This window comes from Mycolicibacterium pallens, from assembly GCF_019456675.1.
Classification (GTDB): Bacteria; Actinomycetota; Actinomycetes; order Mycobacteriales; family Mycobacteriaceae; genus Mycobacterium; species Mycobacterium crocinum.
Genome location: NZ_CP080333.1, coordinates 2,006,422 through 2,031,608, shown reverse-complemented (window position 1 = coordinate 2,031,608; position 25,187 = coordinate 2,006,422). Strand labels below are relative to the sequence as shown.

The following is a 25,187-nucleotide window of genomic DNA, read 5'->3' as shown; positions in this document are numbered from 1 at the left end:
GATCCTGTTCGTTCCTTCGGGCAAGAAAAAACCCCCGTCAGCTTCGGCGGCTGATCGAGGGTTGCGCGCTGGTGCGTGTGGCTATGCCCGTGTCGGGGCAAGCGCGGCACCAACGCGCTGGCCAATTACTACGAGCATTCCGCCGGTCTTCATAACCTGCGACGGTAGCCTCCGCACTGGTCAAGCGTCAAATCCCGATGCGGGTCGGCGAGGCGCCCCGCCGGGTGGTGGGATGATGGCTGCCATGCCCTCCCGTCGTGCACCTGACGATTCGACCACCAAACCGGCGGTGATCCGGATGTCGCCGATGGCGCATTTCGCCTCCGGCTTCCTAGCACTTGGGCTGTTGGTGATGATCACGGTGTTCCCCACCTGGGGTGCGGTGTTCATGGTGCTGCCGATCCTGGCGTCGGCGGCGATCGTGCGTCTGCGCACGGTGGCCGACCGCGACACACTGACGGCCCGCACGCTATTGAGCAGCCGCACCGTCGGCTGGGATGAAATCGACGGTCTCCGCTTCGACCGCACCTCGTGGGCGCGGGCGCATCTGCGCGACGGGTCGGAGATGATGCTGCCCGCGGTGACGTTCGCGATGCTGCCGCTGCTGGCCGAGGCCAGCGGCGGACGGGTGCCCAACCCGTACGACTAGTTAGGCGAGCGGGTTGTTGCCGTGCAGGAACACCCACGCCGCGATGCCGCCACCGATTCCGAGCAGCAACGCAATGAACGACCCGATGAACGGCCGCCTGGCCCACCCGCGTCCGCCGTCGAAACCGAAGCGGCCGGGGCCGACCAGGATGATCGCGGAGGTCGCGACGATCAGCACCAGCAGGTACTCGATGCCGTCGGGCCCGAAGACCGCGAGGTAGCCGTCCTGGCGCTGCGCCGAGATGATCGTGAGCAGGCTGTTCACCAGGTATGCGATGCCGCCGGCGGCGGCGACCGGGGTGAACAGTCCGAGCACCAGCAGCACCCCCACGAGGATTTGGGCCCCGGCGCCGACATAGGTCAGCACACTGGCGTGCTGATATCCGGCGTCGGCGAGCGCGGTCTTGAAGCCGTCCAGGCCCTGGCCGCCCCACCACCCGAACGCCTTCTGCAGTCCGTGGCCGATGAACGCCGCGCCGATGACGACGCGCAACAGGAACAGGCCGATGTCCTGGGTGCCGCGGCGGCCGGCGGCCTTCGCGCGCTCCTCGGCGTCGATGGGTTCGATCTCCATCGGCGTGGCCTGCGAGGGCGTCGGATCCAGATGAGGCTGCACGTATGGCAACGGTTCCGGGTCGTGCAGCAGGCCGTAGCCGGTCGACTGCGCCGAACCCGGCAGTCCCGAGCCGTAATGCGGGATCGTCGTGGTCTCGAAATCGCCACCGTAGGTGGCTGAGGGCAGATCGTCCTCCGGGTCGACCAGCTGGGCCGACGCCGGTCGGGCCGAGGAGTCGTCGGGGCGCTGCCAGTGCGGATCGGGGCCTTGACTCGTCACGCAAGTCAGAGTAAGTGCAGTTCGCCGCAAATCGGGGATTTGAGCGGCGCTTCTAGCGGGCAATATTGCCTGGATTTCAGGCCGCGACCGGGCCGTCGTGGCGAACATCGGCGCGCTGTCCGTAACCTGACGGGCATGCAGCTACGCCGGTCGGTTCGCGGAGTGCTGGTCGGGCTCTGTGCAGCGTCGGTCGTGGCGGGCTCGTCGGCGGGCTGCGCGAAGTTCAACAACGACATCTCGCAGCCCTTCACCACGGCTCCGCAGCTGGCGCCCGGACCGTCGTCGACGCCACCACCTCCGCCTCCCCTGCCGCCCAAGCCGTTCCCGAAGGCGTGCCCCGCGCCAGGAGTGATGCAGGGATGCCTGGAGAGCACCAGCGGTCTGATCATGGGACCGGACAGCAAGACCGCCATCGTGGCCGAACGCACGACCGGTGCGGTCAAGGACGTGTCGGTGAGTGCTGAGCCGAAGATCCGCACCGTCATCCCGGTCGATCCGAGCGGCGATGGCGGATTGATGGACATCGTGCTTTCGCCCACCTACTCGCAGGACCGCCTGATGTACGCCTACATCAGTACACCGAGCGACAACGAAGTGATCCGGGTAGCGGACGGCGACATCCCCAAGCCCATCTTGACCGGGATCCCCAAGGGTGCCACCGGCAATAGCGGTTCGCTGATCTTCACCAGCCCGACGACGCTGGTCGTCCAGACGGGCGACGCCGGTAACCCGGCATTGGCCGCGGATCCGAAGTCGTTGGCGGGCAAGGTGGTTCGCCTCGAGCAGCCGACGACGGTGAACCCCGCCCCGCCGACCACCGCACTGTCGGGCATGGGGCCGGCAGGCGGTATGTGCATCGACCCGACCGACAAGTCGCTCTACATCACCGACCGCTCGCCGGCCGGTGACCGCCTGCAACGCATCTCGCCGGACGCCAAGACCACGACGGTGTGGACGTGGCCGGATCGTCCCGGCGTCGCGGGCTGTGCGGCGTTGGACGGCACGATCCTGGTGAACCTCGTCAACGCCAAGCAGACTGTCGCGGTGCGACTGGCGAAGGGCACGGGTTCGGTGACCGGTGAGCCCGAGGTGGTGCGCCAGGACACCCACGGCCACGCCTGGGCATTGCAGGTGGCTCCGGACGGAAACATTTGGGGCGCAACGATCAACCGCACGGCCGGCGATGCCGAGAAGCTCGACGACGTCGTCTTCCCGCTGTTCCCGCAGGGCGGCGGCTTCCCGCGCAGCAACGCCGACAACACCTGACGCGCGGACCAAACGGGTCTCCCAGGGCCCCCCACCGGCGGGCAACATCCGCAGGTGACGGCCCCGGACGCCGGCGGGTTTCTGGTAGCGTCTACCAAATATTGGGTCAGCCGGGTATCGGATCTCAGCCGTTGGAGGAGCCGTGGGGCGGTCGCGCATGACGCCGAAGCTGGGCGCCGGCCACGCCTACGACGACGGCACGCGTCGCACCGAGATCCTGCAGACCGCGGCGTCGATCATCGCGACCTCGGGGCTGCGGACGTCGCTGCAGGAAATCGCTGACGCCGCAGGCATTCTTCCCGGCAGCCTCTATCACCATTTCGACTCCAAAGAAGCGATCCTCGTCGAGCTGCTGCGCCGCTACCACGAAGATCTGGACCGAATCGCCGACGAGGCGCAGGGCCGGCTCAACGATCCGGAATTCCGGCCGGCCTTCGACCAGATCGCCGATCTGTGCAAGGCGATTGCGCACTGTTCGGTCACCCACCGCGCCGCACTGCAGATGTCGTTCTATGAGGGACCGAGTTCGAATCACGAACTGACCACGTTGGCAGCGCGGCGGCCCACGGCGCTGCTGCAGTCGATGCTGGAAACCCTGCGGGCGGCGCGTTGGAGCGGTTACCTGCGCTCCGACGTCGACCTCGCCGTCCTCGCCGAGCGGATCGTGCAGACGATGCTGCAGATCGGGCTCGACGTCATCCGCGGCAATGCCGGCCCCGACAAGTCGGCGATTCTGCTGTGCCACATCCTTCTCGAGGGCTTGGCTACCGGCTCCCCAAGCGACGAACAACTCGATGGGTCGGCGGCGTTCAAGGCCGCCGACGCGGTCGTGCGGTCCTGGACCGACGACGCCGACGCCGAGCCCGACGACAAGGCCGCGCACGTACGGGCCATCGCCAGAACGGAATTCGGCAAGAAGGGCTACGAGGTCACGACCGTCCGGGACATCGCGTCGGCCGCCGGCATGGGCACCGGCACCGTGTACCGGTTGATCGGGTCGAAGGACCAGTTGCTCGCGTCGATCATGCAGTCGTTCGGCGAGAAGGTCGCGATGGGGTGGTCCGAGGTGTTGGCCGCGGACTCCACGATCGTCGAGAAACTGGACGCGCTCAGCTGGATCAACACCAACGCGATGGACCGCTTCGCCGACGAGTTCCGCATCCAGCTCGCCTGGATGCGCCAGTCTCCCCCGGACACGCCCAATCCCGGTTGGTTGTTCACCAAGCGGGTCCGCCAGATGAAAACCCTTCTCTCCGAGGGCATCAGGTCAGGCGAGATCAGTATCGACAGCCCGTCGAACGATCTGCTGGCGCGCTCGGTGATCGGCGTCGGCTGGATTCCCGAAAGCATCCTGCGTCAGGTGGGTACCCGCGCTTCGCTGCTGTGTGTACGCGACACCATGCTGCGCGGCGTCGTCAACGACCAGGCGTGACCGTCGAGGCTGTTGTTACCGCGCGGACGTGCGAGTGACAGTGTCGATAACAACAGGCTCGGCGGAGACTCAGGCCCCTACTGCGGATCGAACAGCACCGGCAGCGATGTCGGTGACCGGAATACCTGTCCGCGGATGTGCGGATCGTCGCCGTCGGGGTCCATTCGCAGGTTGGGCAGCCGGTCCAGGAGAAGGTTGACGGCGGTGCGCATTTCGAGGCGCGCCAGGTGCATGCCGAGGCACACGTGGACGCCATACCCCCAGCCGAGGTTGCTGCGCGGCTCACGGAAGATGTCGAATTTATCCGGGTCGGGGAAACGATCCTCCTGACGGTTCGCCGCACCCAGCATCGGCATCACCGAGGCGCCCGCCGGGATCGGCACCCCACCCAGTTCGGTGTCCCGGGTGGCGACGCGAGTGATGGTCAGCAGCGGCGGATTCCACCGCACGCCCTCCTCGATGGCCTGAGGCAGCAGCGACCGGTCATTGCGCACCGCGTCGAGCTGAGCAGGGTCGGACAGCAACGCGAACAGCAGGTTTCCGAGCGACCGGTAGGTCGTCTCGACACCGGCGGGCAGCAGCAGCCGCAGGAACGAGAAGATCTCCTCGTCCGCCAGCTTCTCCCCGTCGATCTCGGCTGCGGCCAGCAGGCTGATGAGGTCGTCACGCGGTTCCGCTCGGCGGGCTTCCAGGATGGGCCGGTAGTACTCGACCAGCGCGGCCGAAGCCGCCAGTCCCCGTTCGGGATTCATGATCCAGCTAAGCAGCGAGATCGACCAGCGCTGGAACTGCGGGTAGTCCTCCTCGGGCAGTCCCAGCAATCCGGCGATGATCCGGCTCGGGTAGGTGAACGTGAACTCCTTGACCAAATCGGCTTTACCGTTGGCGGCGAAGCCGTCGATCAGCTCGTTGCCCACCCGTGCGACCAGTTCGTCCTGAAAGCGCGCAAGAGACTTCTGCGAGAACGCCTTCGAGATCAGCGCCCGCAGCCGGCCGTGAACCGGTTCGTCCATGCCCAGCATCACCCGCTCACCGAGCACCGGGCCGAATGCGGCGATCACACCCGAGGACGAAAACGTCTCGTTGTCGCGCAGCATCTGCTGCGCTTCCTCGAATCGGTACACGATGAAAACAGGTAGGCCGGCCTCGCCGGGCATGTTGGACCCTTCGATCCGCTGCACCGGCTCTTCTCGACGCAACCGCGCCAACTCCGGAAACGGGTCGCGCACGTTGCCGGACACAACGTCGTCGAACGAGCCGAAGTCGTCGAGGTCGTCGAAAAGTTGCTCCATACCGCACTCCTTGAGAATCGTGAACTCGTTGTCAGCCAGCTTTTTTCGCCAGCGCGCAGGCACCTTCGCCCGGTGGTGGCGGCGTCACGTCGGGTCGGCCGTCGGGCAGGCCCTGCTGCCACGTCGACCACTTGCCCACCGAGAACGGGCCTTGCGCTCCCGCCTTCTCGTAGTTGCCCTGCGGGTCGTACACCTTGGCCTCGGGATAGGGCCACGGGCAGGCCACCGACGTGGCCGCACCACTGGCCTTGATCACCCAGAACCAGCCGCCGTATGCGAAGTACGACACGTTGATGATCGCGAACATCACGAGGAAGGTGCCGAGTACCGGCTTGGTGGGGAACAGCTTGGCCTTCGCGGCGAGCTTCTCCGCCACCGACTTCCCGGTGTCGTCGCGGTAGACCAGGATGGCCGCCGGGATCATCACAAAGGTCACCGACAGCGACTCCCACAGCAGGGGGAACTGGAAGGTGGTGCCCGGGAACAGTGTTCCGAACGGGATCGCCTGAGAGTAGATATACAGCCCGGTGCGGACCAGGCTGATCTCCAGGATGGCGTCGAAGATGAAACCGATCATGAGCACCAGACCGCCAAGACTGATCAGGGGATGCCGGGTGACGAAGGACTCGGGACCGTACTTGGCCTGCAGCTTGCGCAGAATCCAGATCGCCGGGAAATACGGACCGAAATAGAATGTCACATAACCGAATACGATGAACGGCTCGACCGTCGGTGACATCATGATCAAGTACCAGGATTCCGGCCAGTGCAACAGCATCGGGTTGTACACCGCGTACGGCGACCAGTTCATGATCGGGTCCTGCCACACGATCAGCGTCGTGCACAGCACCATCAGCAGCACCGGGCTCCCGGGGTTCCTCCGCCACCCGCGAATGAAGACGATGGTGAGCACCGCGACCATGATCGCGGCACCGATCTGAGGCACCAGCTGCCAGTGATCCCAACCGTTGAGGAACTCGACGGGACGGGGGCGCCCTTCGACGTTCGGGTTCGCGACCCGAGGGTCGACCTGCGTGCGACCGACCGCGACGAACAACCCGAGGAAGCCCAGCCAGGCGACAAGAGCGATCACCCGGCCCCAGTTCGGGCCTGATCGCTCCGACTCGGTGGGTACCGGTGCCGGGGCGGATTCCTGCGTTGTCATCGGATCAGCCTTCCTCTCCGAAGCGATCCACCAGATGCGAGTTGACGCCGTCGGCATCGAGGGTGCGCGCCACCAGATATCCCGCTCCCATCCATGCGCGACGCGTCCATTTACCCAGCGACACACGGGTTCCCGGCGCACCCGAGGCGGCCGGCATCATTTTCACCCGCTCCAGCGCCTCCTTGACACCGCGCGGGCTGAGCGGATGCGAATCGGCGAACGCGCGGACCAGGGTGGCAGCCACGTCGTGGTTGACCACCGTCACGCAGTACTCCGGCCGGCTGCCGCCGTAGCGCGCGGCGTACCGGTCGAGCCACGCCTGCCCGATCGGATTGCCCTCGTCGTACTGGTCCACCCCGACCCACCCCATGAAGGCGTTCCACATGATCGGGTTGACCCACGCGTTCTGGAAGGCGGTGGTGGTGAACCGTGGCGGATCCCAGTTGAGCGCCTCCAGCACCGGATTGACGAAGACGATGCCGAAGCCGAAACCCAGGTGCACGACGGCTTCTGCCTTCGCCTCGTGCAACGACCGGACCGCATCATCGACGTCCTGCGCGGTCTGGGCGATCGCCGCCTCGGCGACGATGCGAATACCCTTGCGCCGACAGGCACTTCGCAGGTTTTTCAGGTAGCTCTCACCGATAAGACTCTGTTCGACCAGCACGCCGATCTGGCTCAGCCCGCGCTTGGCGACGAGGTCGGCGAGGAAGATCGGCTCATCGGTCATCGAGCCTTGGGGAAACGAGAACGTCCACTCGCCGAGCCAGTCGTCGGTGCCGGTGACGCTGATCGCGGGAACTTTGAAGCGGTCCTCGATCGCCTCACGCAGCGGCACACAGTTGTCGGTGATGTTAGGCCCGAACACCACCAGGCAGCCCTCGTCGACGAGTTCGCCGTAGGCGTCGATCACGGCCTTGACGCTGCCCTTCGGCAGCCCCTCGACTTCCTTGTAGATCATCTGCACCGGCCGGTCGAGGTAGCCGTCGGCCATGGCCTCTTCGAAGACCAGGTCGAAGCATCGGGTGAAGGACGACAGCAGCTCTTCGGGAAAGCCGGGGGGCAGTGTGAAGTCCATCAGGTAGCCGACCTTGATCGGCTCCGCGGTGCTCTCGTAGGACATTCGATCTCCTGGATCGCTAGTGGGGTGCGGTGAGGTAGACGTCGATCATCTCGGCGAGTCCGCGGCCGACCACCGCATCGTCGGTCAGCGGACCTGCGATCGCCGCGAGTGCCGCATCGCGCATCGACAACCCTTCGGCGATCAGCCGGCCGGCCGCGATCAGTACGCGGGTGGAGGCAACTTCGCGAAGCCCACCGGTCTCGAGGCGGCGTACGGCCTGGCCGAAGCGCACCAGTTCTGCGGCTACCGCGGGCTCGATTCCCGCCTCGCGGGCCACGATGCCCTCCTCGACTTCCGGTGTGGGGAAACCGAATTCGATAGCAACCATGCGCTGGCGGGTGGAATCCTTCAAATCCTTCAGCACGCTTTGATAGCCGGGGTTGTAGGACACGACGAGGCCGAAACCGGGTGCGGCGTCGAGTGTCACGCCGAGCCGCTCGATGGGCAGCTGGCGGCGATAGTCGGCCAGTGGGTGCAGAACCACGGTCGTGTCCTGGCGCGCCTCCACCACCTCGTCGAGGTAGCAGATCGCACCCTCGCGCACCGCTCGGGTCAGCGGGCCGTCGACCCAGACAGTCTCATCACCCCGCAGCAGATAGCGGCCCACCAGGTCCGCCGTGGTGAGGTCGTCGTGGCACGCCACGGTGATCAGCGGCCGGCGCAGATCATGGGCCATCGCCTCGACGAATCGGGTCTTGCCACAGCCGGTCGGCCCCTTCAACACCAGCGAAAGCCCTTGCCGGTAGGCCGCCTTGAATACGGTCTCCTCGTTACCGACCGGCTGGTAGTAGGGACGCTCTCCATCAGGGAGGTAGGCAGCCCCGTTCTGGTGCTCGAGCTCGCCCGGGAGCTGTGGCATGACTTTCGGTCCCTTCCCCGCATCGCTGCGGTGGTTGGCAGCCTATCGCGGAACAGATGTTTGTTTCAAGCACGCGGCACGGATGCGCGTCGGCGCACCTCGGCGCCTCGGACGGCCGACCGGAACAGCGGTCCGATGACACTCGTGAGCTGCTCAGGTCGGCCCACGACCGCGTATGCGGCACTACCGAAGACGGTGCGGAGTTCCGCCGAATCGACGCTCGCTCCGACGGTGAGGCACACGCAACCGGTGCCGCCCCGGCGGGCCTCCGTCAGCGCTCGGCGTGCGTCGGCCGCGCCGTATCCGCGCTCGTAGCCATGGTCGTAGGCAAGTCCATCCGACACCACGACGAGCAACCGACGCGACGTGCCGCCGCGCTCCTCCAGCACCCTGGTTCCGTGCCGGATTGCGGCCCCGAGGCGCGAATACGCCACTGGGCGGACGCTGTTGAGTTTGCGCAACACCTGGCTGTCCAGATGATCGTCCATCCGCTTGATCGGCATGACGTTGACCGCCGCTCGGCCCTGAGAGTTGTAGGCGTACAGGGCGACGCGATCACCGAGATCGTTCAGCGCGACGACGAGATTGGCCGCGGCGACCCGCTGCTGCTCGTGCACCGTCTTACCGACCGTGCCGGCCTCAGCCGACGATCCGGACACGTCGAGCAGCACCAGCACCGACAGGTCTCGGCGGCGACGCAGGCTGTCCAGGTACACCGCCTCGTCCGGCGCCGAACCGGCCCGCACCTCTACCCGCGCGCCGACGGCTGCGTCGATGTCGATGTCATCGCCCTGAGCCTGTCGATGCCGCCGGTGCAGACCCATCCCGAGGCGCGCCAATGGCCGGCGAAAGGCGATGGCGTCGTCGATCGCCGCCGACGCAGCGAGTTCGACCGACGGTTCGACCTCGCGCACCGTGCACCAATCCGGGCGGTATCGCTTGTTGTTGACGTCCCATTCCGGGTACCGCACGCCGCCGGCTGTGGCGTCCGGCCCATCCTCCGCGCTCGCTGAGGCGGTGGACGACACGGCGCCGGTGCCGCGGTTGGCCGCGTTGGTGCGATGCGTGGGTGCATCCGCGCCTGGCGGCCCGCCGCCGGAACTGCCCGCACGGGTAGACGACAGCATCTTCTTGAGCCACTTGCCGATGAAGCCGCCGCCACCGACGGGGCTGCTGAACAGGTCCGGTTCGTCTCCGTCCGTGGGCATTTCGCCGTCGTCGAGCTCCTCGAGCTCAGTTGTGCCGTCGCGCCGGGGAACGTGGCCTTGCGTGTCGCGGTCGGTCGTGTTGACGCCGCGGCCGATCAGCTCGAGCACCCGTTTCGGCCGGATCTCACCGAACTGTTCGGGCGCCGCCGCGATTGCCGCGGAGCCTGTGGCGATCTCCAGTGATTCCGCGGGCGAACGGCTGCGGCCGGCCACGTCGGCGTCGACCAACGACGCCAGGCGTGCGGGCAGTAGGTCGGCGTTGGCCAGCAGCGCACGATGCCCTTCCACGGCCAGGTACCGAGCCGCCACCCGGTTCTTGCGGCCGATCGCCCGGACGACTCCCGCGTCGAGACTGCCCGCCGCGATCAGTGAGGCCTGCACGGCGATCGCCTCGACAATCGCTGTGTGGTCCGTGGCGGGATCGACGTAGATCGTCTGCCCGTCGGTCCACGGCGATGACCCCGACTCACCAGGCGCGACGTCCACCGCATGGCCGGCTAATGCCGACGCGACGACACCTAAGCAAGCGAGCCGCTCGTCGTCGATCACCGAGCACCTCCGCCTGCCCCGACCCGCCATCGGATTTGTTGACCAAATATCTGTTCCAACCGTAGAGTTCGACCGAACGGCAGTCAACTGACCGGTTCGCGGTGTCGGGGTCGCGGTTCTGAAGAGTCGAATTGACAGGGTGACGACATGATCGACTTCACTGGCCAGGCGGTGATCGTGACGGGCGCCGGGCGTGGACTCGGCCGGTTGTACGCGCTCAATTTGGCGAAGCGTGGCGCGGCTGTCGTGGTCAACGACCTCGGCTCCACCATGCGCGGTGAGGGTGTGGATTCCACGGTCGCAGACTCGGTGGTCGACGAGATCACCGCTGCCGGCGGGCGGGCGGTGGCCTCGTACGACTCGGTCGACACCCCGGCGGGTGGTGCCGCGATTGTCGCGGCCGCGGTGAATGCGTTCGGCCGTCTCGACGCCGTGGTCAGTAACGCCGGCATCTTCGGCAGTGTTGCGTTCGAGGACCTTTCGCACGACGACTGGACCCGAATGCTGCGTGTGCACCTCGACGGCGGTTTCCACCTGTCCCAACCCGCCTACCGGGTGATGAAGGCCGGAGGCGGCGGACGGTTCGTGTTCATCTCGTCCTCGGCGGGTGTTTTCGGCCAGCCGATGGAGGCCCACTACGCGGCGGCCAAGGCCGGTCTCATCGGGTTGACCAATGTGATTGCGATCGAAGGCGAGGCGTTCGGTATCCGCGCCAACTCCGTTCTGCCGACCGGCTTTTCACGGATGGTGACCGAGACCGTCGGCGACGAGAAGTTCCTGGCCGAATCGGGCTTCATGCGCGCCATTCGGCCAGAGCTGGTGGTGCCACTGGTCGTGTATCTGGCGAGCACGACGTGCACGTTCAGCCATCGAATGTATTCGGCCTGTGCTGGGCGTTACGCTCGCGCGTTCATCGGACTCAGCGAGGGCTGGCTGGCCGACGCCGATACCGAGCCGTCCGCGGACGACATCGCCACCCATCTCGACCAGATATCGGCTACCGAGAAGTTCATCGTGCCGAACTCGATCGTCGATGAAGTCCTCGAAGTCTGCGATCGCCGCGGCATCAGCGCGATGCCCGGCGATGCGGACGTCGAATTCCCCGAACCGCAGAGGAGCTGACCGTGAATATGGCTGACGAGGTGTTGCCCATGACCGGAGGGATCCGTCCTATGACCGACCGCTATCGATTTCATAAAGGAATCGACACGGCCTTGTTTTGACCGCGCGACCCGATACGGTCTTGATGGCCAATCAAGATCGACACGGACGGGGAAGCGTTGTCACCGAACATCCACCGCCAGGTGTCGGCCGGCGTCGCCGCGTTGATCTTGTCGAGCTGGTGTGCCAGTCCCCTGGCGGGCGCGGAACCGGCGGCGACCCCAGGAGTACCCTGCGGCAGCATCATTGAGCAGCTCGCGGCCGCCCCGGAAGTGTTGCCGGAGATGCTCACCGGCGCACTGCCGGACGCAGCGGCAGCGCCAGCAGCGCCGGTCGCCGCACCCGTCGCGGTGCCGGTCGCGGCAGCGCCCGTCGCGGCTCCGGCTCCGGTCGCTGCCGCACCGGTGGTCGCCGCGCCGATCGCCGACAGCGCGCTGGCCCCGGCACCGCCGGCCGCGGTACCCGTCGTTCCGGCGGCAGTGCTACCGGTACCAGTGGCTCCCGCTCCGGTCGTAGTCCCCGCTGTGCCTGCGGCGGCCCCGATTCCAGCTGCAGCACCGGTTCCCGTGGCAGCCCCGATTCCTGCCGCCGCACCGGTTCCTGTTGCTGCCCCGGTTCCGGCTGCAGCCCCGGTTCCTGTTGCTGCCCCGGTTCTGCCCGCCGCACCTTTCGAGGCACCCGCACCGCCAGTTGTGGCGCCACCGGTAACCGCTCCTCCGATCACCGATGTGACTCCGGTGGCCGACATTTCGCCCGTGCCACCGGTCGCGGCTCCCGTCGCCGACGCCGCACCGGTCGCCGAGGCCGCACCCGTCGTGGAGGCCGCCGCGGTACCTGCTGCTCCCGCACCGCCGCCGACCGCACCGGCTGCGGGGCCGGAGCTGTTCTCGCTCAACGTCGATGCGGCTCCGCCGCCGGCAACAGCGATCGCGCCTGCCCCGGAAGCTGCGGCAGCGGTGCCTGACGCCGCGGCGGCACCGATGGCCGCTCCGGTCGTCGACTCCGCGGCCGCCATCCCGGCTCCGGTCCCACCCGCTGCGGTTCCCGTGGTCGTGCCGCCGGCACCGCTCCCCCTCGGCGCCCCCGTTCCCGTCGTCGCCGCCCCCGCGGGACCTGTTGCGGCCCCGCCGATTCCGGCTGCCCTGACCACATTGCCCGACACTGCGGCACTGGCTCCGCCGCTGCCGGTTCAGGCCCTTGTCGACGCTGTGCCGGGCGGAGGGCTGCTACCCGACCAGATACCGCTCCCTCACGACCTGGTCTGTGAGGGCACCGCGTGGTCGGCTGCGTCGGCGAGCGACGGCACCCACCACGACCAGCACGCGGCACGGCCGCCCCTCTGGGTCGACGAGCCGCGAGGGTAGCTGCGCGCTAAGGCCCTGACGGCCATGGTTGTTAGAGGGACTTGCCGACCAGTGCGACCAGGTCCACGAGGCGGTTGGAGTAGCCCCATTCGTTGTCGTACCAGGACACGACCTTGGCCTGGTTGTCGATGACCTTGGTCAGACCGGAGTCGAAGATCGAGCCGTGCGGGTCGGTGACGATATCGCTGGAGACGATCGGGGCGTCGTAGTACTTCAGGATGCCCTTGAGCTTGCCCTCAGCAGCAGCCTTCATCGCGGCATTGATGTCGGCGGCGCTGGCCGACTTGCTCAACTCGGCGGTCAGGTCGGTGACCGAACCGGTGGGGATCGGAACCCGCAGCGCGTACCCGTCGAGCTTGCCCTTGAGCTCCGGCAGCACCAGACCGATGGCCTTGGCCGCACCGGTCGAGGTCGGCACGATATTCAACGCCGCGGCGCGGGCCCGGCGCAGATCACTGTGCGGGCCGTCCTGCAGGTTCTGATCCTGGGTGTAGGCGTGGATCGTGGTCATCAAACCCTTGACGATGCCGAACTCGTCATTGAGGACCTTGGCCAGCGGGCCCAAGCAGTTCGTGGTGCACGAGGCGTTGGAGATGATGTTCTGGCTGCCGTCGTACTTGTCGTCATTGACCCCGAGCACGATCGTGATGTCCTCATCGGTGGCCGGCGCGGAGATGATGACCTTCTTGGCCCCGGCATCCAGGTGGCCCTGGGCCTTATCGCGCTTGGTGAAGATCCCGGTCGACTCGACCACGATGTCGACACCCAAATCGCCCCACGGCAGTTCGGCCGGGCCGGCCTTGACCTCCAGCGCCTTGATCTTCGTCTCACCGACGACGATGGTGTCCTCGCCCTCCAGGCTCACCTCATAGGGCAGCCGGCCCAAAATCGAGTCGAACTTCAACAAATGCGCCAGCGTCGCGTTATCGGTCAGATCATTGACCGCGATGATCTCGACATCGGTGTTCTTGCCCTGCGCCTTCTGCGCATCCAGAGCCCGGAAGAAATTACGGCCAATACGGCCGAAGCCATTAACGCCAACCCGGATGGTCACGTTGTCTCTCCTGTCGAGTGTTCGCAGTACCGCCACACCGTAGAGGTCGCCGCACGCGGGTGGTGTCCCCCAGATTGGGGGGACCACCGTGGGATACCGATGTGCGGTACCGCGATATCACCCCGGACGACCCCCACCACGGGGTGGTTGCCATGGCCGTCGATCGACAACCTGGACCCATCCGCTGGTATGAAGACGAAGGAGCACAGCGATGATCACGCACTTACGCAGCACCGCCGGGCTCAGCTCTCGCCGGCTGTCCACGGGTGATCGGGTGCGAGTGGCATCAGGCGTGTACGGCAATCCCGGCAGGATCCGGTCAATCTCGGCCGGGCACATACTCGTTCAGTACGACCACGGCGGTCGCGAGGTCATCGACCCCACGCGCCGGCCGGTCTGGGTGATTTCAGCCGCCGGAACACTGTGAGCCTCCAACGAATGATGAGCGCCATCGACGGCGCGATGGTGTCGGTGACGCTGTCCGGCCCGCCGTTGGGCCGCACGATCATCATGCTCGAAGAACCGGCCCGAAACCCGGTAGCTCAAGACGCCTTACGGGAACGCCTGCAGGTTGCGATGTTTCGCATCGTCACTGTCCCAATCGTCGACGGGCTGAACGCGAAGTCGATCATCGGGTTCCTGGACGACCTGCGGATCACGAGCGGACTGCTCGTCGGTGACGGCGCCGGGGCGGAATTGGCATGGGATCTCGCGGCGGCCCATCGCGAGCGTTTCACCGGGCTGGTGGTCATCGATCGCGGCCACCCGCGGGTGCCCGATTCCGACGGCATCGTGCGGGACGGTGATTGCCCCGCGGTAGTCGTCGACACCACTGTTCTGGTCGAGGGCAGATCGGCACACGGCGTTGCCCGTGCGAGCAGACGTCACGTGCACGCGGACTTTCGACTCGTCGACCTTGCCGGGCCGCCCAGTTCGCAGCACTTCACCGCGCAACTGGCCACCGAGATCGTGATGCGGGCACTGTCATGCTGACATCGGCACGCTAACCAAAGCCCCAGCGCTTCAGGGCCTCTCGACTGCGCCGGTCACCGGCCATCACAATGGAGGCCCCGTCTCGCCACACCGAGTCCGCGACTACCCGCAGCGCCGACAGTGCGTCGCCGCCACCCAGGGACGTCACCGTCACGGCACCGTCGGCAACAGTCGCGTTCCAACCAGGTTGTGGGCCGACCCGCATGCGGGACAACGGTTCGTGGAGGCCACGCAGGTCTTCGGCAAGGTATGTGGGGCGTCGACCTTCAGGCGCGAGGATCAGATCTGCCGGTGTACTCACACCGCTGAGCACGAGCATGCTCGGTAGACCGGCGGCATTGGCTGCCGCGATGTCGGTGTCGAGCCGATCACCCACGACCAATGGTGCGTGGGACATGCCGCGAGCCAGAGCATCTCGAAGCATCGTGGGCGCTGGCTTGCCGACCACCTGGGGCTCCACCCCGGTCGCGGCTCGCAGCGCTGCCACCATCGAACCGTTGCCCGGCAACAATCCGCGTTCGGTCGGCAGGGTCACGTCGGCATTCGTCGCAACCCACAATTCACCATCGCGAATGGCAAGCGTGGCCTCCGCCAGGTCTGCCCAACACGTGTGAGGTGAATGGCCCTGCACCACAGCGACGGGTTCGTCGCTGTGGGAACGCACCGGCCGCAGCCCGACGAGAGCGATCTCGGCGGCAAGCGAATCGGTGCCCACCACCAGAACCCTGGAATCGGGCGGCAGTTGGCGGCTCAGTGCACGCGCGGCGCTCTGGGCGCTGGTCAAGACATCGCCCGGTTCCGCCGCGAACCCGATGCCCACCAGGTGATCTGCGACCTCGCCGGCGCTTCGGGACGCGTTGTTGGTCACGAAGACTTTGCGCGCGCCGGCGGCCGCTAGCGCTGCCACCGCCCCCGGGGTGGGCGAGTGACCGCGGAAGACCGTTCCGTCTAGATCCAGCAGGAGGCAGTCATGCGCAGCGGCGAGGGACTCGGACGCCTCAGCCGTCCGGTCGTCGACATTTGTCATCGATCAACAAATTCTCGGAAGCTGTTCGCCCAGTTCACGTTCGATCACTCTGGTGGTGCCGAACGGGGTGCGACCGACCACCATGCCCGGGTGCTCCTCGACCGCGCGGCCGATGATCACCGCCCCGTTGCCCTCAGGTCGGGATCGCATGGCCGCCAATACCGCTTCGCTGTGTGCCGGGTCGACGAATGCCACCAGCTTGCCCTCGTTGGCGACCTGGAGCGGATCGAGACCCAGGAAGCTGCAGGCCGACGCGACCGTGTCCGGCACGGGGATGAGCTGCTCGTCGAGTTCGACTCCGACACCCGCGGTCCGGGCGATCTCGACGGTGGACGCCACCAACCCACCGCGGGTGGGATCGCGCAGCACGTGTACGGCATTCGGGTCTGGGACTGCGGCGAGCATCGCCGCGACCAGCAGATGCAACGGCGCGCTGTCGGTGGTCACCGTCGTCCCGAAGTCGATGCCCTCGCGCACGCTCATGATCGCCACACCGTGCTCGCCAATGGCGCCCGACACGATCACGTGGTCGCCCGGGCGAGCTTGCTCGGGTCCGATACGCACCCCGTCAGGTACCACACCGACCCCGGCGGTGTTGATGAAAAGCCCATCGGCGCTGCCCTTTCCGACGACTTTGGTGTCGCCGGTGACGATGCCAACCCCGGCCTCGGTGGCCGCCTTGCCCATCGTCTGGGCGATGGCGCCGAGCACCTCGAGCTCCAGACCTTCCTCGATGATGAATCCCGCCGTCAGCCCCAGAGGCTGCGCACCGCTGCACGCCAGATCGTTGATCGTGCCGTTGACGGCCAGATCGCCGATGTTGCCGCCGGGGAAGAACAACGGGTTCACCACGTAGGAGTCGGTGGTCAGCGCGATACGTCCGCCGGCGACGGACAGGACTGCGGAGTCGCGGGCCGGCCCGCCCGCCGATCCGAACGCCGGCAGAAAAAGATTCTCGATCAGCTCTTCGGAGAGGATCCCGCCGCCGCCGTGGCCCAGCACGATCCGCTTGGTCTCCCGCAGTGGCAACGGGCACACCCAGTCCGACGGATCGATGCCGACCGAATCAGACATTGGCGGCGGTCTCCAGCCGGCGGAACTGGTAGTAGGCCGCACATGCTCCCTCGCTGGACACCATGGTGGCGCCCAACGGCGTGCGGGGCGTGCATGTCTTGCCGAACGCCGGGCACTGGTTGGGCTTGAGCAGACCCTGCAACACCTCGCCGCTGTGGCATTCGGCCGACTCCTGCACCTGCAGGTGACCTACGCCGAACTTGAGCTCGGCGTCAAACTCGGCATAGCGCGGCGACAGCGCCCACCCCGACTTGGGAATCATGCCGATGCCACGCCACTGCCGATCGACCACCGAGAACACGTCGGCGAGTGTCTGCTGCGCCACCGTGTTTCCGGCGTCGCTCACCGCCCGCGGATAGGCGTTGCGCAATTCGGCCTTGCCTGATTCGAGCAGATCGACGACCTGGCGCACTCCCTCGAGCAGATCGAGAGGCTCGAATCCGGTTACCACGATGGGCACTCCGAACCGCTCGACGAGCGGGCCGTATTCACCCGTGCCCATCACCGTGCAGACATGACCCGCAGCCAGGAAGCCCTGCACCCGGTTGGTGGGTGAGCTCAGGATCGCGGTCATCGCCGGGGGAACCAGCACATGCGAGATCAGCACTGAGAAATTGGTCAGGCCGAGTCGCTGTGCGTGCAGCACCGCCATGGCGTTGGCCGGTGCGGTGGTTTCGAATCCCACGCCGAAGAACACCACCTGCTTGTCGGGGTTGTCGGCGGCGATCCGGGTGGCGTCCAACGGCGAGTAGACGATGCGGACGTCGCCGCCGCGGGCACGCACGCTGAACAGGTCGTGGCGGCTGCCGGGCACCCGCAGCATGTCACCGAACGAACAAAAGATCACGTCGTCGCGCGCGGCGATCTCCAGTGCCCGGTCGATCATCTCCAGCGGGGTGACGCACACCGGGCAGCCGGGCCCGTGGATGAATTCCACTGCGCCGTCGAGCAACTGGTCGATGCCGTTGCGGATGATTGAATGCGTCTGCCCACCACAGACTTCCATGATGGTCCAGGTTCGGGTGGCGCGCCGCCGGATCGCGTCGACCAGGTTTCTGGCGGCGGCCGGATCGCGGAATTCGTCGAGGTACTTCATGCCGGTTCCCTCCTGCCCTGCCCTTCGGTGCCGCCGAGTTCTTCGTCGAGCACGCCGAGGTCTTCGAACATCTTCAACGTTTCGTTGGCCGATGCTTCATCGAGCCGGGTGATCGCGAAACCCGCATGAACGATGGTGTATTCACCGATCTCCATATCGGGCAGATACGCCAGGCACACCGTCTTGGTGGTGCCGCCGAAGTCGACGGTCGACATCCGGGTGCCGGCCTCCTCCCAGATTTCGATCACCTTGCCGGGGATTCCGAGGCACATACGCCATTCCTTTCCGGTACAGCCGCTGCGTACTCGTCGGCGAGCAGCGCGGCGGCGATGGTGGCCTGGCCCAGCGCCAGGCCACCGTCATTGCAGGGGACGATTCGGTGGCTGAGGACGTCGAACCCGTCCTCGGTGAGCGTGTGCCGCAGCCCCTGCAGCAGAAGGCGATTCGCGAACACGCCACCGGTCAACCCGATGACCGAAACGCCCGCCGCCCGAGCACTTTCGGCGGCTGCCACCGCGGTCGCACGGATCACCGCCTGGTGGAAACCGGCAGCCAGATCGGCGAGCGCGGTGCCAGACCGCATGCCCTCGACGATTCCGGCGATCACCGGCGCGGGATCCAGGACACCGTCGGCGACATCGAAATTCAGCGCGGTGGGGTGTCCGTGGCGGGCCAGATGCTCCAACTCGATCGCGGCCTGCCCTTCGTAGCTGACCTCCTGACATACGCCGAGCAGGCTTGCCACCGCATCGAACAATCGGCCCATGCTGGTGGTGCGGACGCAGCCGAGACCGCGAGGGATCTGCTGGCGAAGTATGTGCAGCGCGGTTTCGTCGAAGCTCGCCACCGGCGGCAGCTCGCCCGTCCACTCGATACCGGCCCGGTACAAGAGATCCAACGCGGTGCGGGCTGGGTGACGGACCGCACCGTCGCCGCCAGGCAGTGCGAACTCCCGCAGGTGGCCGACCCGGGTGAAGTGAGAAGCATCGGTGATCGCCAGAAGTTCACCGCCCCAGATGGTGCCGTCGGTGCCGTAGCCGGTGCCGTCATAGGTGACCGCGATGACCGGCGTGCCCAGCCGCCGATGCTCGGCAAGCAGGGCGACCGCGTGCGCGTGATGGTGTTGGACGGCGACGACGGGCCGACCGAGGGCGTAACGGTGTGCCCACGCGGTGGTGGCGTACCCGGGGTGCATATCGCAGGCGATCACGTCGGGTGTGCGATCGGTCATGAACGCCAGATGCTCCAGCGCCGACTCGAAGCAGACTTGCGTGCGCGGGTCCGCCATATCGCCGAGATGCGACGACATGTGCGCGTGCCCGTCCGCGCCAACCAGGCAGAACGTCGTCTTCAGGTCGCCGCCGGTGGCGAGGATGACGCGATCGGGCAGCGGCCCGGGCACCGACACCGGGAGCGGGGCGTAGCCGCGGGAGCGACGCAACGGCACCTCGTTGCCGTTGTCGATGGTGACCACCGAGTCCTCGCACGACACATAGATGGGCCGGTCGTGGGTGAGCACCGCGTCGGCGAGCCCCTCGATCCAGTCCAGGTCGTCGTCGCGGAACACGATCGGGGATCCGCCCCGGTTGGCCGAGGTCATCACCAGCGGCACAGAGCCGAGCCGGTCGAACAGCTGGTGGTGCACCGGCGAGTAGGCCAGCATCACGCCCAGCTCGGTCAGGCCGGGCGCCACCTCGTCGGCGATGCCGCTCCCCCGGCGGGCCACCAACACGATCGGCGCCGACGGTGAGGTCAGGGCGTCGACCCCCGCGTCGTCGAGCACCGCGATCTCGCCGGCGGCCCCGACATCCGCGGCCATCACTGCGAACGGTTTGGCCGGCCGGCTCTTCCGTCGGCGCAGCTCTGCCACGACGGCGGCGTCGTCGGCGCGGCAGGCCAGGTGGAAGCCGCCGATCCCCTTGACCGCGACGATCAGCCCGTCCCGCAGCGCGGCGACCGCCGCACCGATCGGGTCATCGTCCCGGGCGGGGCCGCCCACGGGCTGCCAGCGCAGCCGGGGCCCGCAGTCCGGGCAGGCGATCGTCTGCGCGTGATAGCGGCGATCCAGTGGATCGTGGTACTCCGCGTCGCACGCCGGGCACATTGGGAAGCCGGCCATTGTCGTCGCAGGACGGTCGTATGGCAGGTCGGTGATCACGGTGTAGCGCGGCCCGCAGTTGGTGCACGTGATGAACGGGTGCCCGTGGCGGCGGTCCGCCGGGTCGCGCATCTCGCGCAGGCAGTCCGCACACACCGCGATGTCCGGTGGTACCAGGGTGCGCGACTCGTCACCCTGTTGGCTGCCGACGATATCAAACCCGTTGGCGCCGTTCGGGTCCACGTACCGGGCGTGCACGCGGTCGATGCGCGCCGCCGGTGGTGTGCGGTCCCGGATCGCCGCGATCGCCGCTTCCACATCGGCGGCCGGGCCCTCCAACTCACAGTGGACCGAGCCGGCGTCGTTGTACACAAATCCACCCAGCCGGAACTCGGCGGCGATCCGCGCGACCGCCGGTCGAAACCCGACGCCCTGCACCACACCGGTGATGTTCAGATGCACTCGCACCATCATCGGATCGCTGTCACCTCAGCCCGCCGAAACAGAAGGCCACTCGCGTCGATGGGCTGTCCACGCGGGTAGATCACACCAACGCTAAACCCGCCTCGTGATGACCACAATCACAATTTCGCAGCGAAAGTCTGCGTTTTTCCGTCCAAAAGGCCCTCGGCTGCGCCCGCGCCGCGCTGTAGGGTGCAGACCTGCCCGACTCGGAGAATGGAAAGACCGACAATGCACGAATTGTCGCTGTGCCACGCGATCGCCGGGGTGGTGAGACCCTACGCGGCCGGCCGGCGGGTCGATGTGGTGCGGGTGCAGATCGGCGCGCTGCGTCAGGTGGTGCCCGACTCACTTTCGTTCTGCTGGACGCTGGTCCGCGACGACGAAAGCATGCCCGAGGCCGAGTTGGAGCTCGAATTCGTCGCTGCCGAGGTGGACTGCCGCGGCTGCGGAGAGCATTCGGAGATCACCTCCCGATGGAGCGTGTGCTGCCCGCGCTGCGAGAGCGCCGACGTGGAGGTCGTTCGGGGCAACGAGTTCCTGGTCACCTCACTGGACGTGACGTGACCGGGGAAGCGAAAGGTTTTCAGCATGGGTAGGTTCCACCGCCACGACGACGGCACCGAGCACAGCCACGAGCACGACGAGCACGGGCACCATTCCCACGATCACGGCGACCACAGTGGTTACTCCACCGGCTCGCAGCGGGTCGAGGTGCTCGAACACATCTTCGCCGAGAACGACACCCGGGCCGACATCAACCGGGCAGCCTTCGAGAGCAACGGAATCCGGGCGCTAAACCTGATGAGTTCGCCGGGATCGGGAAAGACGACGGTGCTGGCCGCGACCCTCGACGAGTTGGCGAACGATTTCGCCGTCGGTGTGATCGAAGGTGATATCGCCACCGATCTGGACGCGGCGAAGCTCGGTGGCCGCGGTGCGCAGATCTCTCTGCTGAACACCAACAACGGCTTCGGCGGCGAGTGCCACCTGGATGCACCGATGGTCAACCGCGCACTGCAGGGTTTGGACCTGCCGCTACTGGATCTGGTGATCATCGAGAATGTCGGCAATCTTGTCTGTCCCGCGGAGTTCGATGTTGGTGAGCACGCCAAGGCGATGGTCTACTCGGTGACCGAAGGCGAGGACAAGCCGCTGAAGTATCCGGTGATGTTTCGTTCGGTCGACATCGTGCTGCTGAACAAGATCGACCTCGTTCCGCACCTCGATGTCGATGTCGACACCTATGTGTCCCGGGTCCGCGAGGTGAATCCGACGGCGACGATCCTGCCGGTGAGCGCACGCACCGGGGAGGGTATGTCCGATTGGTTCGATTGGCTCCGTAACTTCACTTCCGCGACACAACGCTGACCTACGCGCGACGTCGAAATTAACGCGCGTACCGGGTTTTTCGCAGCTGGCTGCTCTTTACCGGTTTATCAGACTTCGAGGACGCACGGCCAGCCTTCTCCCACCAATTCGCAAGCGTTGACAACGACCTGGCCTGGGAGTAGACCCAGAAACTAACGCCGCGCAAGAGGGCCGACGGTCGACTCCGGCGGCGCCAGGGACGGACGACTCCCGTCCCGGGAAGCTGCGAGCATGCCGACGGAAGCAGCAGTCAAAGCGGAACAAACTCTGATCCACGTCCTCTGGATCAATGCAGGCCTCAGTTGCGATGGTGATTCGGTGGCGTTGACTGCCGCCACCCAACCCAGCGTCGAAGAGATCGCCCTCGGCGCGTTGCCGGGCCTGCCCCAAGTCGCGGTGCATTGGCCACTGATCGATTTCGAGTGCGGCCCCAGTGGCGGTGCGGATGACTTCCTTGAATGGTTCTTCCGGGCCGACCGGGGTGAGTTGGAGCCGTTCGTGCTCGTCGTCGAGGGCTCGATCCCCAACGAACAATTACATACCGAAGGGTATTGGTGCGGCTTCGGCAACGATCCCGCGACCGGCCAGCCGATGACCACGAGCGCATGGCTGGACAGACTGACGCCCAAGGCCACCGCGGTGGTGGCGGTGGGAACCTGCGCTGCCTACGGGGGCATCCACGCGATGGCTGGAAATCCCACCGGCGCCATGGGCGTTCCGGATTACCTCGGCTGGGACTGGAAAAGCAAGGCCGGCATTCCCATCGTCTGTGTACCGGGTTGCCCGATCCACCCAGACAACCTGTCGGAGACGCTGACCTATCTGCTTTACATGGCGACCGGGCAAGCGCCGATGATCCCGCTCGACGACGCACTGCGTCCACAATGGCTGTTCGGCAAGACCGTTCACGAGGGGTGCGATCGGGCCGGGTATTACGAACAGGGCGATTTCGCCACCGAGTACGGTTCGCCAAAGTGCATCGTCAAGCTTGGATGCTGGGGCCCCGTCGTGAAATGCAATGTGCCCAAACGTGGCTGGATCAACGGCGTCGGTGGATGCCCGAATGTCGGCGGCATCTGCATCGGCTGCACCATGCCGGGCTTCCCGGACAAATTCATGCCGTTCATGGACGAGCCGCCCGGCGGCAAGCTGTCCACAGCGGCTTCAGGGCTCTACGGTTCGGTGATCCGTAACTTGCGCGAAATCACGGGCCGCACAGTCGATAAAGAGCCGCGGTGGCGGCACAAGGGCAAGGAACTCACCACGGGTGCCCGGCGCACCTGGTAATCAATTGGATCGAAGGTAGTAGTTCGATGACAACGATCATTCCTGAGCCGTCGCAGATCAAGAACGAACCGGGCGCCCTCGTCGAAATGGCGTGGGATCCCATCACCCGGATCGTCGGCAGCCTCGGCATCTACACCAAGATCGACTTCGACAACCGGGAAGTCGTCGAGTGTCACAGCACATCGTCGATCTTCCGCGGTTACTCGCTCTTCATGAAGGGCAAAGACCCGCGCGACGCACACTTCATCACCAGCCGGATCTGCGGCATCTGCGGTGACAATCACGCCACCTGCTCGTGTTACTGCCAGAACATGGCCTACGGAGTCAAGCCGCCGCACCTGGGCGAATGGTTGATCAACCTAGGCGAGGCTGCGGAATACATGTTCGACCACAACATCTTTCAAGAGAATCTGGTCGGCGTCGACTACTGCGAGAAGATGGTCTCCGAGACCAACCCCAGTGTGCTGACCAAGGCAGAAAATGCCGTGGCACCGCACGCCGATATGCACGGCTATCGCACGGTCGCCGACATCATGCGCGCGCTCAACCCGTTCACCGGCGAGTTCTACCGGGAGGCGCTGCAGGTCAGCCGATACACCCGAGAGATGTTCTGCCTCATGGAAGGCAGGCACGTACACCCGTCGACCCTGTATCCCGGCGGAATTGGCACGACAGCCACGATCCAACTGATGACCGACTACATGACCCGGCTCATGCGTTACGTCGAGTTCATGAAGAAGGTCGTGCCCATGCACGACGACCTCTTCGACTTCTTTTACGAGGCACTGCCTGGCTACGAGAAAGTCGGCCTGCGCCGCACGCTGTTGGGGTGCTGGGGCTCGTTCCAGGATCCCGAAGTGTGCAACTTCGCATATAAGGACATGGAGGATTGGGGCCGGGCGATGTTCGTCACCCCTGGTGTGGTGGTTGACGGCAAACTGGTCACCACCTCGCTGGTCGACATCAACCTCGGTATCCGAATCCTGTTGGGGCACTCCTACTATGACGACTGGAACGACCAGGAGATGTTCGTGCACACCGACCCGCTGGGAAATCGGGTGGACCGCCGACACCCGTGGAACCAGCACACGAACCCCCGGCCCCAGAAGCGCGACTTCGACGACAACTACAGCTGGGTGATGTCACCTCGGTGGTTCGACGGCACCGACCATCTGGCTCTGGACACCGGTGGCGGCCCCCTGGCCCGGCTCTGGTCGACGGCGCTGGCGGGGCTGGTCGACGTCGGCTACGTCAAAGCCACCGGCAACAGTGTCCAGATCAATTTCCCCAAGACAGCCCTCAAGGGTCCCGTCGAATTCGAGTGGAAGATACCGGTCCACGGCAGCAACACCATCGAACGCAACCGGGCTCGCACCTACTTCCAGGCCTACGCCGCGGCATGCGCGCTGCACTTCGCGGAGAAAGCCCTCGTCGAGATCCGGGCCGGGCGCACCAAAACGTGGGAGAAGTTCGACGTCCCCGACGAAGGCATCGGGTGCGGCTTCACCGAGGCGGTGCGTGGTGTGCTGAGCCACCATATGGTGATCCGGGACGGCAAGATTGCGAATTACCACCCCTATCCCCCAACGCCGTGGAATGCCAATCCTCGCGACAGCTACGGCACCCCGGGTCCGTACGAGGATGCGGTGCAGGGCCAACCCATCTTCGAGGAGAACGATCGGGAGAACTTCAAGGGCATCGACATCATGCGCACGGTCCGCAGTTTCGACCCATGCCTGCCCTGCGGGGTGCACATGTACCTGGGCGACGGCAAGTCGCTGGACAAGCTGCACACCCCGACGCAATCGCTGACCGGGGAGTGA

General features: G+C 66.2%; 23 protein-coding genes. 11 read left to right on the top strand and 12 right to left on the bottom strand.

The genetic code is table 11. The features are described 5' to 3' along the window. Window positions 1-244 precede the first annotated feature (244 nt). Window positions 245-649 carry a PH domain-containing protein gene (locus K0O64_RS10015; protein ID WP_198044386.1) on the top strand — a complete coding sequence of 135 codons (405 nt, stop codon included), beginning with the start codon at window positions 245-247 and terminating at the stop codon, window positions 647-649. Here K0O64_RS10015 and K0O64_RS10010 read toward each other — a convergent pair whose 3' ends face one another. Further along, window positions 650-1,483 carry a DoxX family protein gene (locus K0O64_RS10010; protein WP_225933676.1) on the bottom strand — a complete coding sequence of 278 codons (834 nt, stop codon included), beginning with the start codon at window positions 1,481-1,483 and terminating at the stop codon, window positions 650-652. It abuts the gene before it with no gap. Between the two features lie 135 nt (window positions 1,484-1,618). Here K0O64_RS10010 and K0O64_RS10005 point away from each other — a divergent pair, with 135 nt between their 5' ends. Together K0O64_RS10005 and K0O64_RS10000 are read left to right on the top strand one after the other, a co-directional pair. Beyond that, window positions 1,619-2,749: a PQQ-dependent sugar dehydrogenase gene (locus K0O64_RS10005; protein WP_071946371.1), complete on the top strand. Its 1,131-nt coding sequence runs from the start codon at window positions 1,619-1,621 to the stop codon at window positions 2,747-2,749. Between the two features lie 157 nt (window positions 2,750-2,906). Then, window positions 2,907-4,181 (top strand): TetR/AcrR family transcriptional regulator, encoded by a 1,275-nt coding sequence (locus K0O64_RS10000; RefSeq protein WP_220046338.1) that lies wholly within the window; start codon window positions 2,907-2,909, stop codon window positions 4,179-4,181. Between the two features lie 77 nt (window positions 4,182-4,258). On the opposite strand, the gene K0O64_RS09995 is transcribed toward K0O64_RS10000, so the two are convergent. The 5 genes from K0O64_RS09995 to K0O64_RS09975 form a co-directional block, all read right to left on the bottom strand. Then, the gene (locus tag K0O64_RS09995) at window positions 4,259-5,473 is read right to left on the bottom strand and encodes a cytochrome P450 (protein ID WP_220046337.1); all 1,215 of its coding nucleotides are present in this window, start codon (window positions 5,471-5,473) and stop codon (window positions 4,259-4,261) included. A gap of 31 nt (window positions 5,474-5,504) precedes the next feature. Continuing rightward, on the bottom strand, window positions 5,505-6,638 hold the full coding sequence (locus tag K0O64_RS09990; protein WP_096311012.1) for a spirocyclase AveC family protein: 1,134 nt from the start codon (window positions 6,636-6,638) through the stop codon (window positions 5,505-5,507). Between the two features lie 4 nt (window positions 6,639-6,642). Continuing rightward, entirely contained in the window at window positions 6,643-7,761 is a 1,119-nt protein-coding gene (locus K0O64_RS09985) for an ABC transporter substrate-binding protein (protein WP_071946377.1), read from the bottom strand. 16 nt (window positions 7,762-7,777) lie between these two features. After that, window positions 7,778-8,620, bottom strand: a complete 843-nt coding sequence (locus K0O64_RS09980) for a CbbQ/NirQ/NorQ/GpvN family protein (protein ID WP_071946379.1) — start codon at window positions 8,618-8,620, stop codon at window positions 7,778-7,780. Window positions 8,621-8,685: 65 nt separating this feature from the next. Then, entirely contained in the window at window positions 8,686-10,377 is a 1,692-nt protein-coding gene (locus tag K0O64_RS09975) for a nitric oxide reductase activation protein NorD (RefSeq protein WP_425574802.1), read from the bottom strand. A gap of 147 nt (window positions 10,378-10,524) precedes the next feature. Here K0O64_RS09975 and K0O64_RS09970 point away from each other — a divergent pair, with 147 nt between their 5' ends. Both K0O64_RS09970 and K0O64_RS09965 read left to right on the top strand, forming a co-directional pair. Beyond that, a complete protein-coding gene (locus K0O64_RS09970; protein WP_071946383.1) occupies window positions 10,525-11,499 on the top strand; it encodes an SDR family NAD(P)-dependent oxidoreductase in 975 nt (324 codons plus the stop codon). Between the two features lie 158 nt (window positions 11,500-11,657). After that, a complete protein-coding gene (locus K0O64_RS09965; RefSeq protein WP_220046336.1) occupies window positions 11,658-12,902 on the top strand; it encodes a hypothetical protein in 1,245 nt (414 codons plus the stop codon). A gap of 31 nt (window positions 12,903-12,933) precedes the next feature. On the opposite strand, the gene gap is transcribed toward K0O64_RS09965, so the two are convergent. Next, a complete protein-coding gene (gene gap / locus K0O64_RS09960) occupies window positions 12,934-13,956 on the bottom strand; it encodes a type I glyceraldehyde-3-phosphate dehydrogenase (protein ID WP_220046335.1) in 1,023 nt (340 codons plus the stop codon). 211 nt (window positions 13,957-14,167) lie between these two features. On the opposite strand from gap, the gene K0O64_RS09955 reads away from it, so the two are divergent. Continuing rightward, window positions 14,168-14,383: a hypothetical protein gene (locus K0O64_RS09955; RefSeq protein ID WP_071946391.1), complete on the top strand. Its 216-nt coding sequence runs from the start codon at window positions 14,168-14,170 to the stop codon at window positions 14,381-14,383. Between the two features lie 11 nt (window positions 14,384-14,394). Continuing rightward, on the top strand, window positions 14,395-14,949 hold the full coding sequence (locus K0O64_RS09950) for an alpha/beta hydrolase (protein WP_220046334.1): 555 nt from the start codon (window positions 14,395-14,397) through the stop codon (window positions 14,947-14,949). Between the two features lie 10 nt (window positions 14,950-14,959). Here K0O64_RS09950 and K0O64_RS09945 read toward each other — a convergent pair whose 3' ends face one another. From K0O64_RS09945 to hypF, 5 genes are read right to left on the bottom strand one after another with little or no spacing between them, the layout of a single operon-like run. Next, a complete protein-coding gene (locus K0O64_RS09945) occupies window positions 14,960-15,976 on the bottom strand; it encodes an HAD-IIA family hydrolase (protein ID WP_220046333.1) in 1,017 nt (338 codons plus the stop codon). A gap of 3 nt (window positions 15,977-15,979) precedes the next feature. Beyond that, the gene (gene hypE, locus K0O64_RS09940) at window positions 15,980-17,050 is read right to left on the bottom strand and encodes a hydrogenase expression/formation protein HypE (protein WP_071946397.1); all 1,071 of its coding nucleotides are present in this window, start codon (window positions 17,048-17,050) and stop codon (window positions 15,980-15,982) included. Next, entirely contained in the window at window positions 17,043-18,146 is a 1,104-nt protein-coding gene (gene hypD, locus K0O64_RS09935; protein ID WP_220046332.1) for a hydrogenase formation protein HypD, read from the bottom strand. Before hypD ends, hypE begins: the two co-directional genes overlap by 8 nt. Continuing rightward, window positions 18,143-18,418 carry a HypC/HybG/HupF family hydrogenase formation chaperone gene (locus tag K0O64_RS09930; RefSeq protein ID WP_071946401.1) on the bottom strand — a complete coding sequence of 92 codons (276 nt, stop codon included), beginning with the start codon at window positions 18,416-18,418 and terminating at the stop codon, window positions 18,143-18,145. The genes hypD and K0O64_RS09930 overlap by 4 nt, the downstream gene beginning before the upstream one ends. Next, window positions 18,391-20,718, bottom strand: a complete 2,328-nt coding sequence (gene hypF / locus K0O64_RS09925; protein WP_220046331.1) for a carbamoyltransferase HypF — start codon at window positions 20,716-20,718, stop codon at window positions 18,391-18,393. Before hypF ends, K0O64_RS09930 begins: the two co-directional genes overlap by 28 nt. 219 nt (window positions 20,719-20,937) lie before the next feature. Between hypF and K0O64_RS09920 the strand changes: the two genes are divergently transcribed. The 4 genes from K0O64_RS09920 to K0O64_RS09905 all read left to right on the top strand — a co-directional run bounded on the left by K0O64_RS09920 (window position 20,938) and on the right by K0O64_RS09905 (window position 25,187). Next, window positions 20,938-21,273: a hydrogenase maturation nickel metallochaperone HypA gene (locus tag K0O64_RS09920; protein ID WP_220046498.1), complete on the top strand. Its 336-nt coding sequence runs from the start codon at window positions 20,938-20,940 to the stop codon at window positions 21,271-21,273. Between the two features lie 24 nt (window positions 21,274-21,297). Next, the gene (hypB, locus tag K0O64_RS09915) at window positions 21,298-22,077 is read left to right on the top strand and encodes a hydrogenase nickel incorporation protein HypB (protein ID WP_220046330.1); all 780 of its coding nucleotides are present in this window, start codon (window positions 21,298-21,300) and stop codon (window positions 22,075-22,077) included. 231 nt (window positions 22,078-22,308) lie between these two features. Next, window positions 22,309-23,364 (top strand): NADH-quinone oxidoreductase subunit B family protein, encoded by a 1,056-nt coding sequence (locus K0O64_RS09910; RefSeq protein WP_071946409.1) that lies wholly within the window; start codon window positions 22,309-22,311, stop codon window positions 23,362-23,364. 26 nt (window positions 23,365-23,390) lie between these two features. Next, complete coding sequence (locus K0O64_RS09905; RefSeq protein ID WP_220046329.1) at window positions 23,391-25,187, top strand: nickel-dependent hydrogenase large subunit; 1,797 nt, start codon at window positions 23,391-23,393, stop codon at window positions 25,185-25,187.

Coding starts and splice junctions, on each gene's coding strand:
- K0O64_RS10015 (WP_198044386.1), top strand. CDS start 245: ATGCCCTCCCGTCGTGCACCTGACGATTCGACCACCAAACCGGCGGTG.
- K0O64_RS10005 (WP_071946371.1), top strand. CDS start 1,619: ATGCAGCTACGCCGGTCGGTTCGCGGAGTGCTGGTCGGGCTCTGTGCA.
- K0O64_RS10000 (WP_220046338.1), top strand. CDS start 2,907: ATGACGCCGAAGCTGGGCGCCGGCCACGCCTACGACGACGGCACGCGT.
- K0O64_RS09995 (WP_220046337.1), bottom strand. CDS start 5,473: ATGGAGCAACTTTTCGACGACCTCGACGACTTCGGCTCGTTCGACGAC.
- K0O64_RS09990 (WP_096311012.1), bottom strand. CDS start 6,638: ATGACAACGCAGGAATCCGCCCCGGCACCGGTACCCACCGAGTCGGAG.
- K0O64_RS09985 (WP_071946377.1), bottom strand. CDS start 7,761: ATGTCCTACGAGAGCACCGCGGAGCCGATCAAGGTCGGCTACCTGATG.
- K0O64_RS09980 (WP_071946379.1), bottom strand. CDS start 8,620: ATGCCACAGCTCCCGGGCGAGCTCGAGCACCAGAACGGGGCTGCCTAC.
- K0O64_RS09970 (WP_071946383.1), top strand. CDS start 10,525: ATGATCGACTTCACTGGCCAGGCGGTGATCGTGACGGGCGCCGGGCGT.
- K0O64_RS09955 (WP_071946391.1), top strand. CDS start 14,168: ATGATCACGCACTTACGCAGCACCGCCGGGCTCAGCTCTCGCCGGCTG.
- K0O64_RS09950 (WP_220046334.1), top strand. CDS start 14,395: ATGATGAGCGCCATCGACGGCGCGATGGTGTCGGTGACGCTGTCCGGC.
- K0O64_RS09945 (WP_220046333.1), bottom strand. CDS start 15,976: ATGACAAATGTCGACGACCGGACGGCTGAGGCGTCCGAGTCCCTCGCC.
- hypE (WP_071946397.1), bottom strand. CDS start 17,050: ATGTCTGATTCGGTCGGCATCGATCCGTCGGACTGGGTGTGCCCGTTG.
- hypD (WP_220046332.1), bottom strand. CDS start 18,146: ATGAAGTACCTCGACGAATTCCGCGATCCGGCCGCCGCCAGAAACCTG.
- K0O64_RS09930 (WP_071946401.1), bottom strand. CDS start 18,418: ATGTGCCTCGGAATCCCCGGCAAGGTGATCGAAATCTGGGAGGAGGCC.
- hypF (WP_220046331.1), bottom strand. CDS start 20,718: ATGATGGTGCGAGTGCATCTGAACATCACCGGTGTGGTGCAGGGCGTC.
- K0O64_RS09920 (WP_220046498.1), top strand. CDS start 20,938: ATGCACGAATTGTCGCTGTGCCACGCGATCGCCGGGGTGGTGAGACCC.
- hypB (WP_220046330.1), top strand. CDS start 21,298: ATGGGTAGGTTCCACCGCCACGACGACGGCACCGAGCACAGCCACGAG.
- K0O64_RS09910 (WP_071946409.1), top strand. CDS start 22,309: ATGCCGACGGAAGCAGCAGTCAAAGCGGAACAAACTCTGATCCACGTC.
- K0O64_RS09905 (WP_220046329.1), top strand. CDS start 23,391: ATGACAACGATCATTCCTGAGCCGTCGCAGATCAAGAACGAACCGGGC.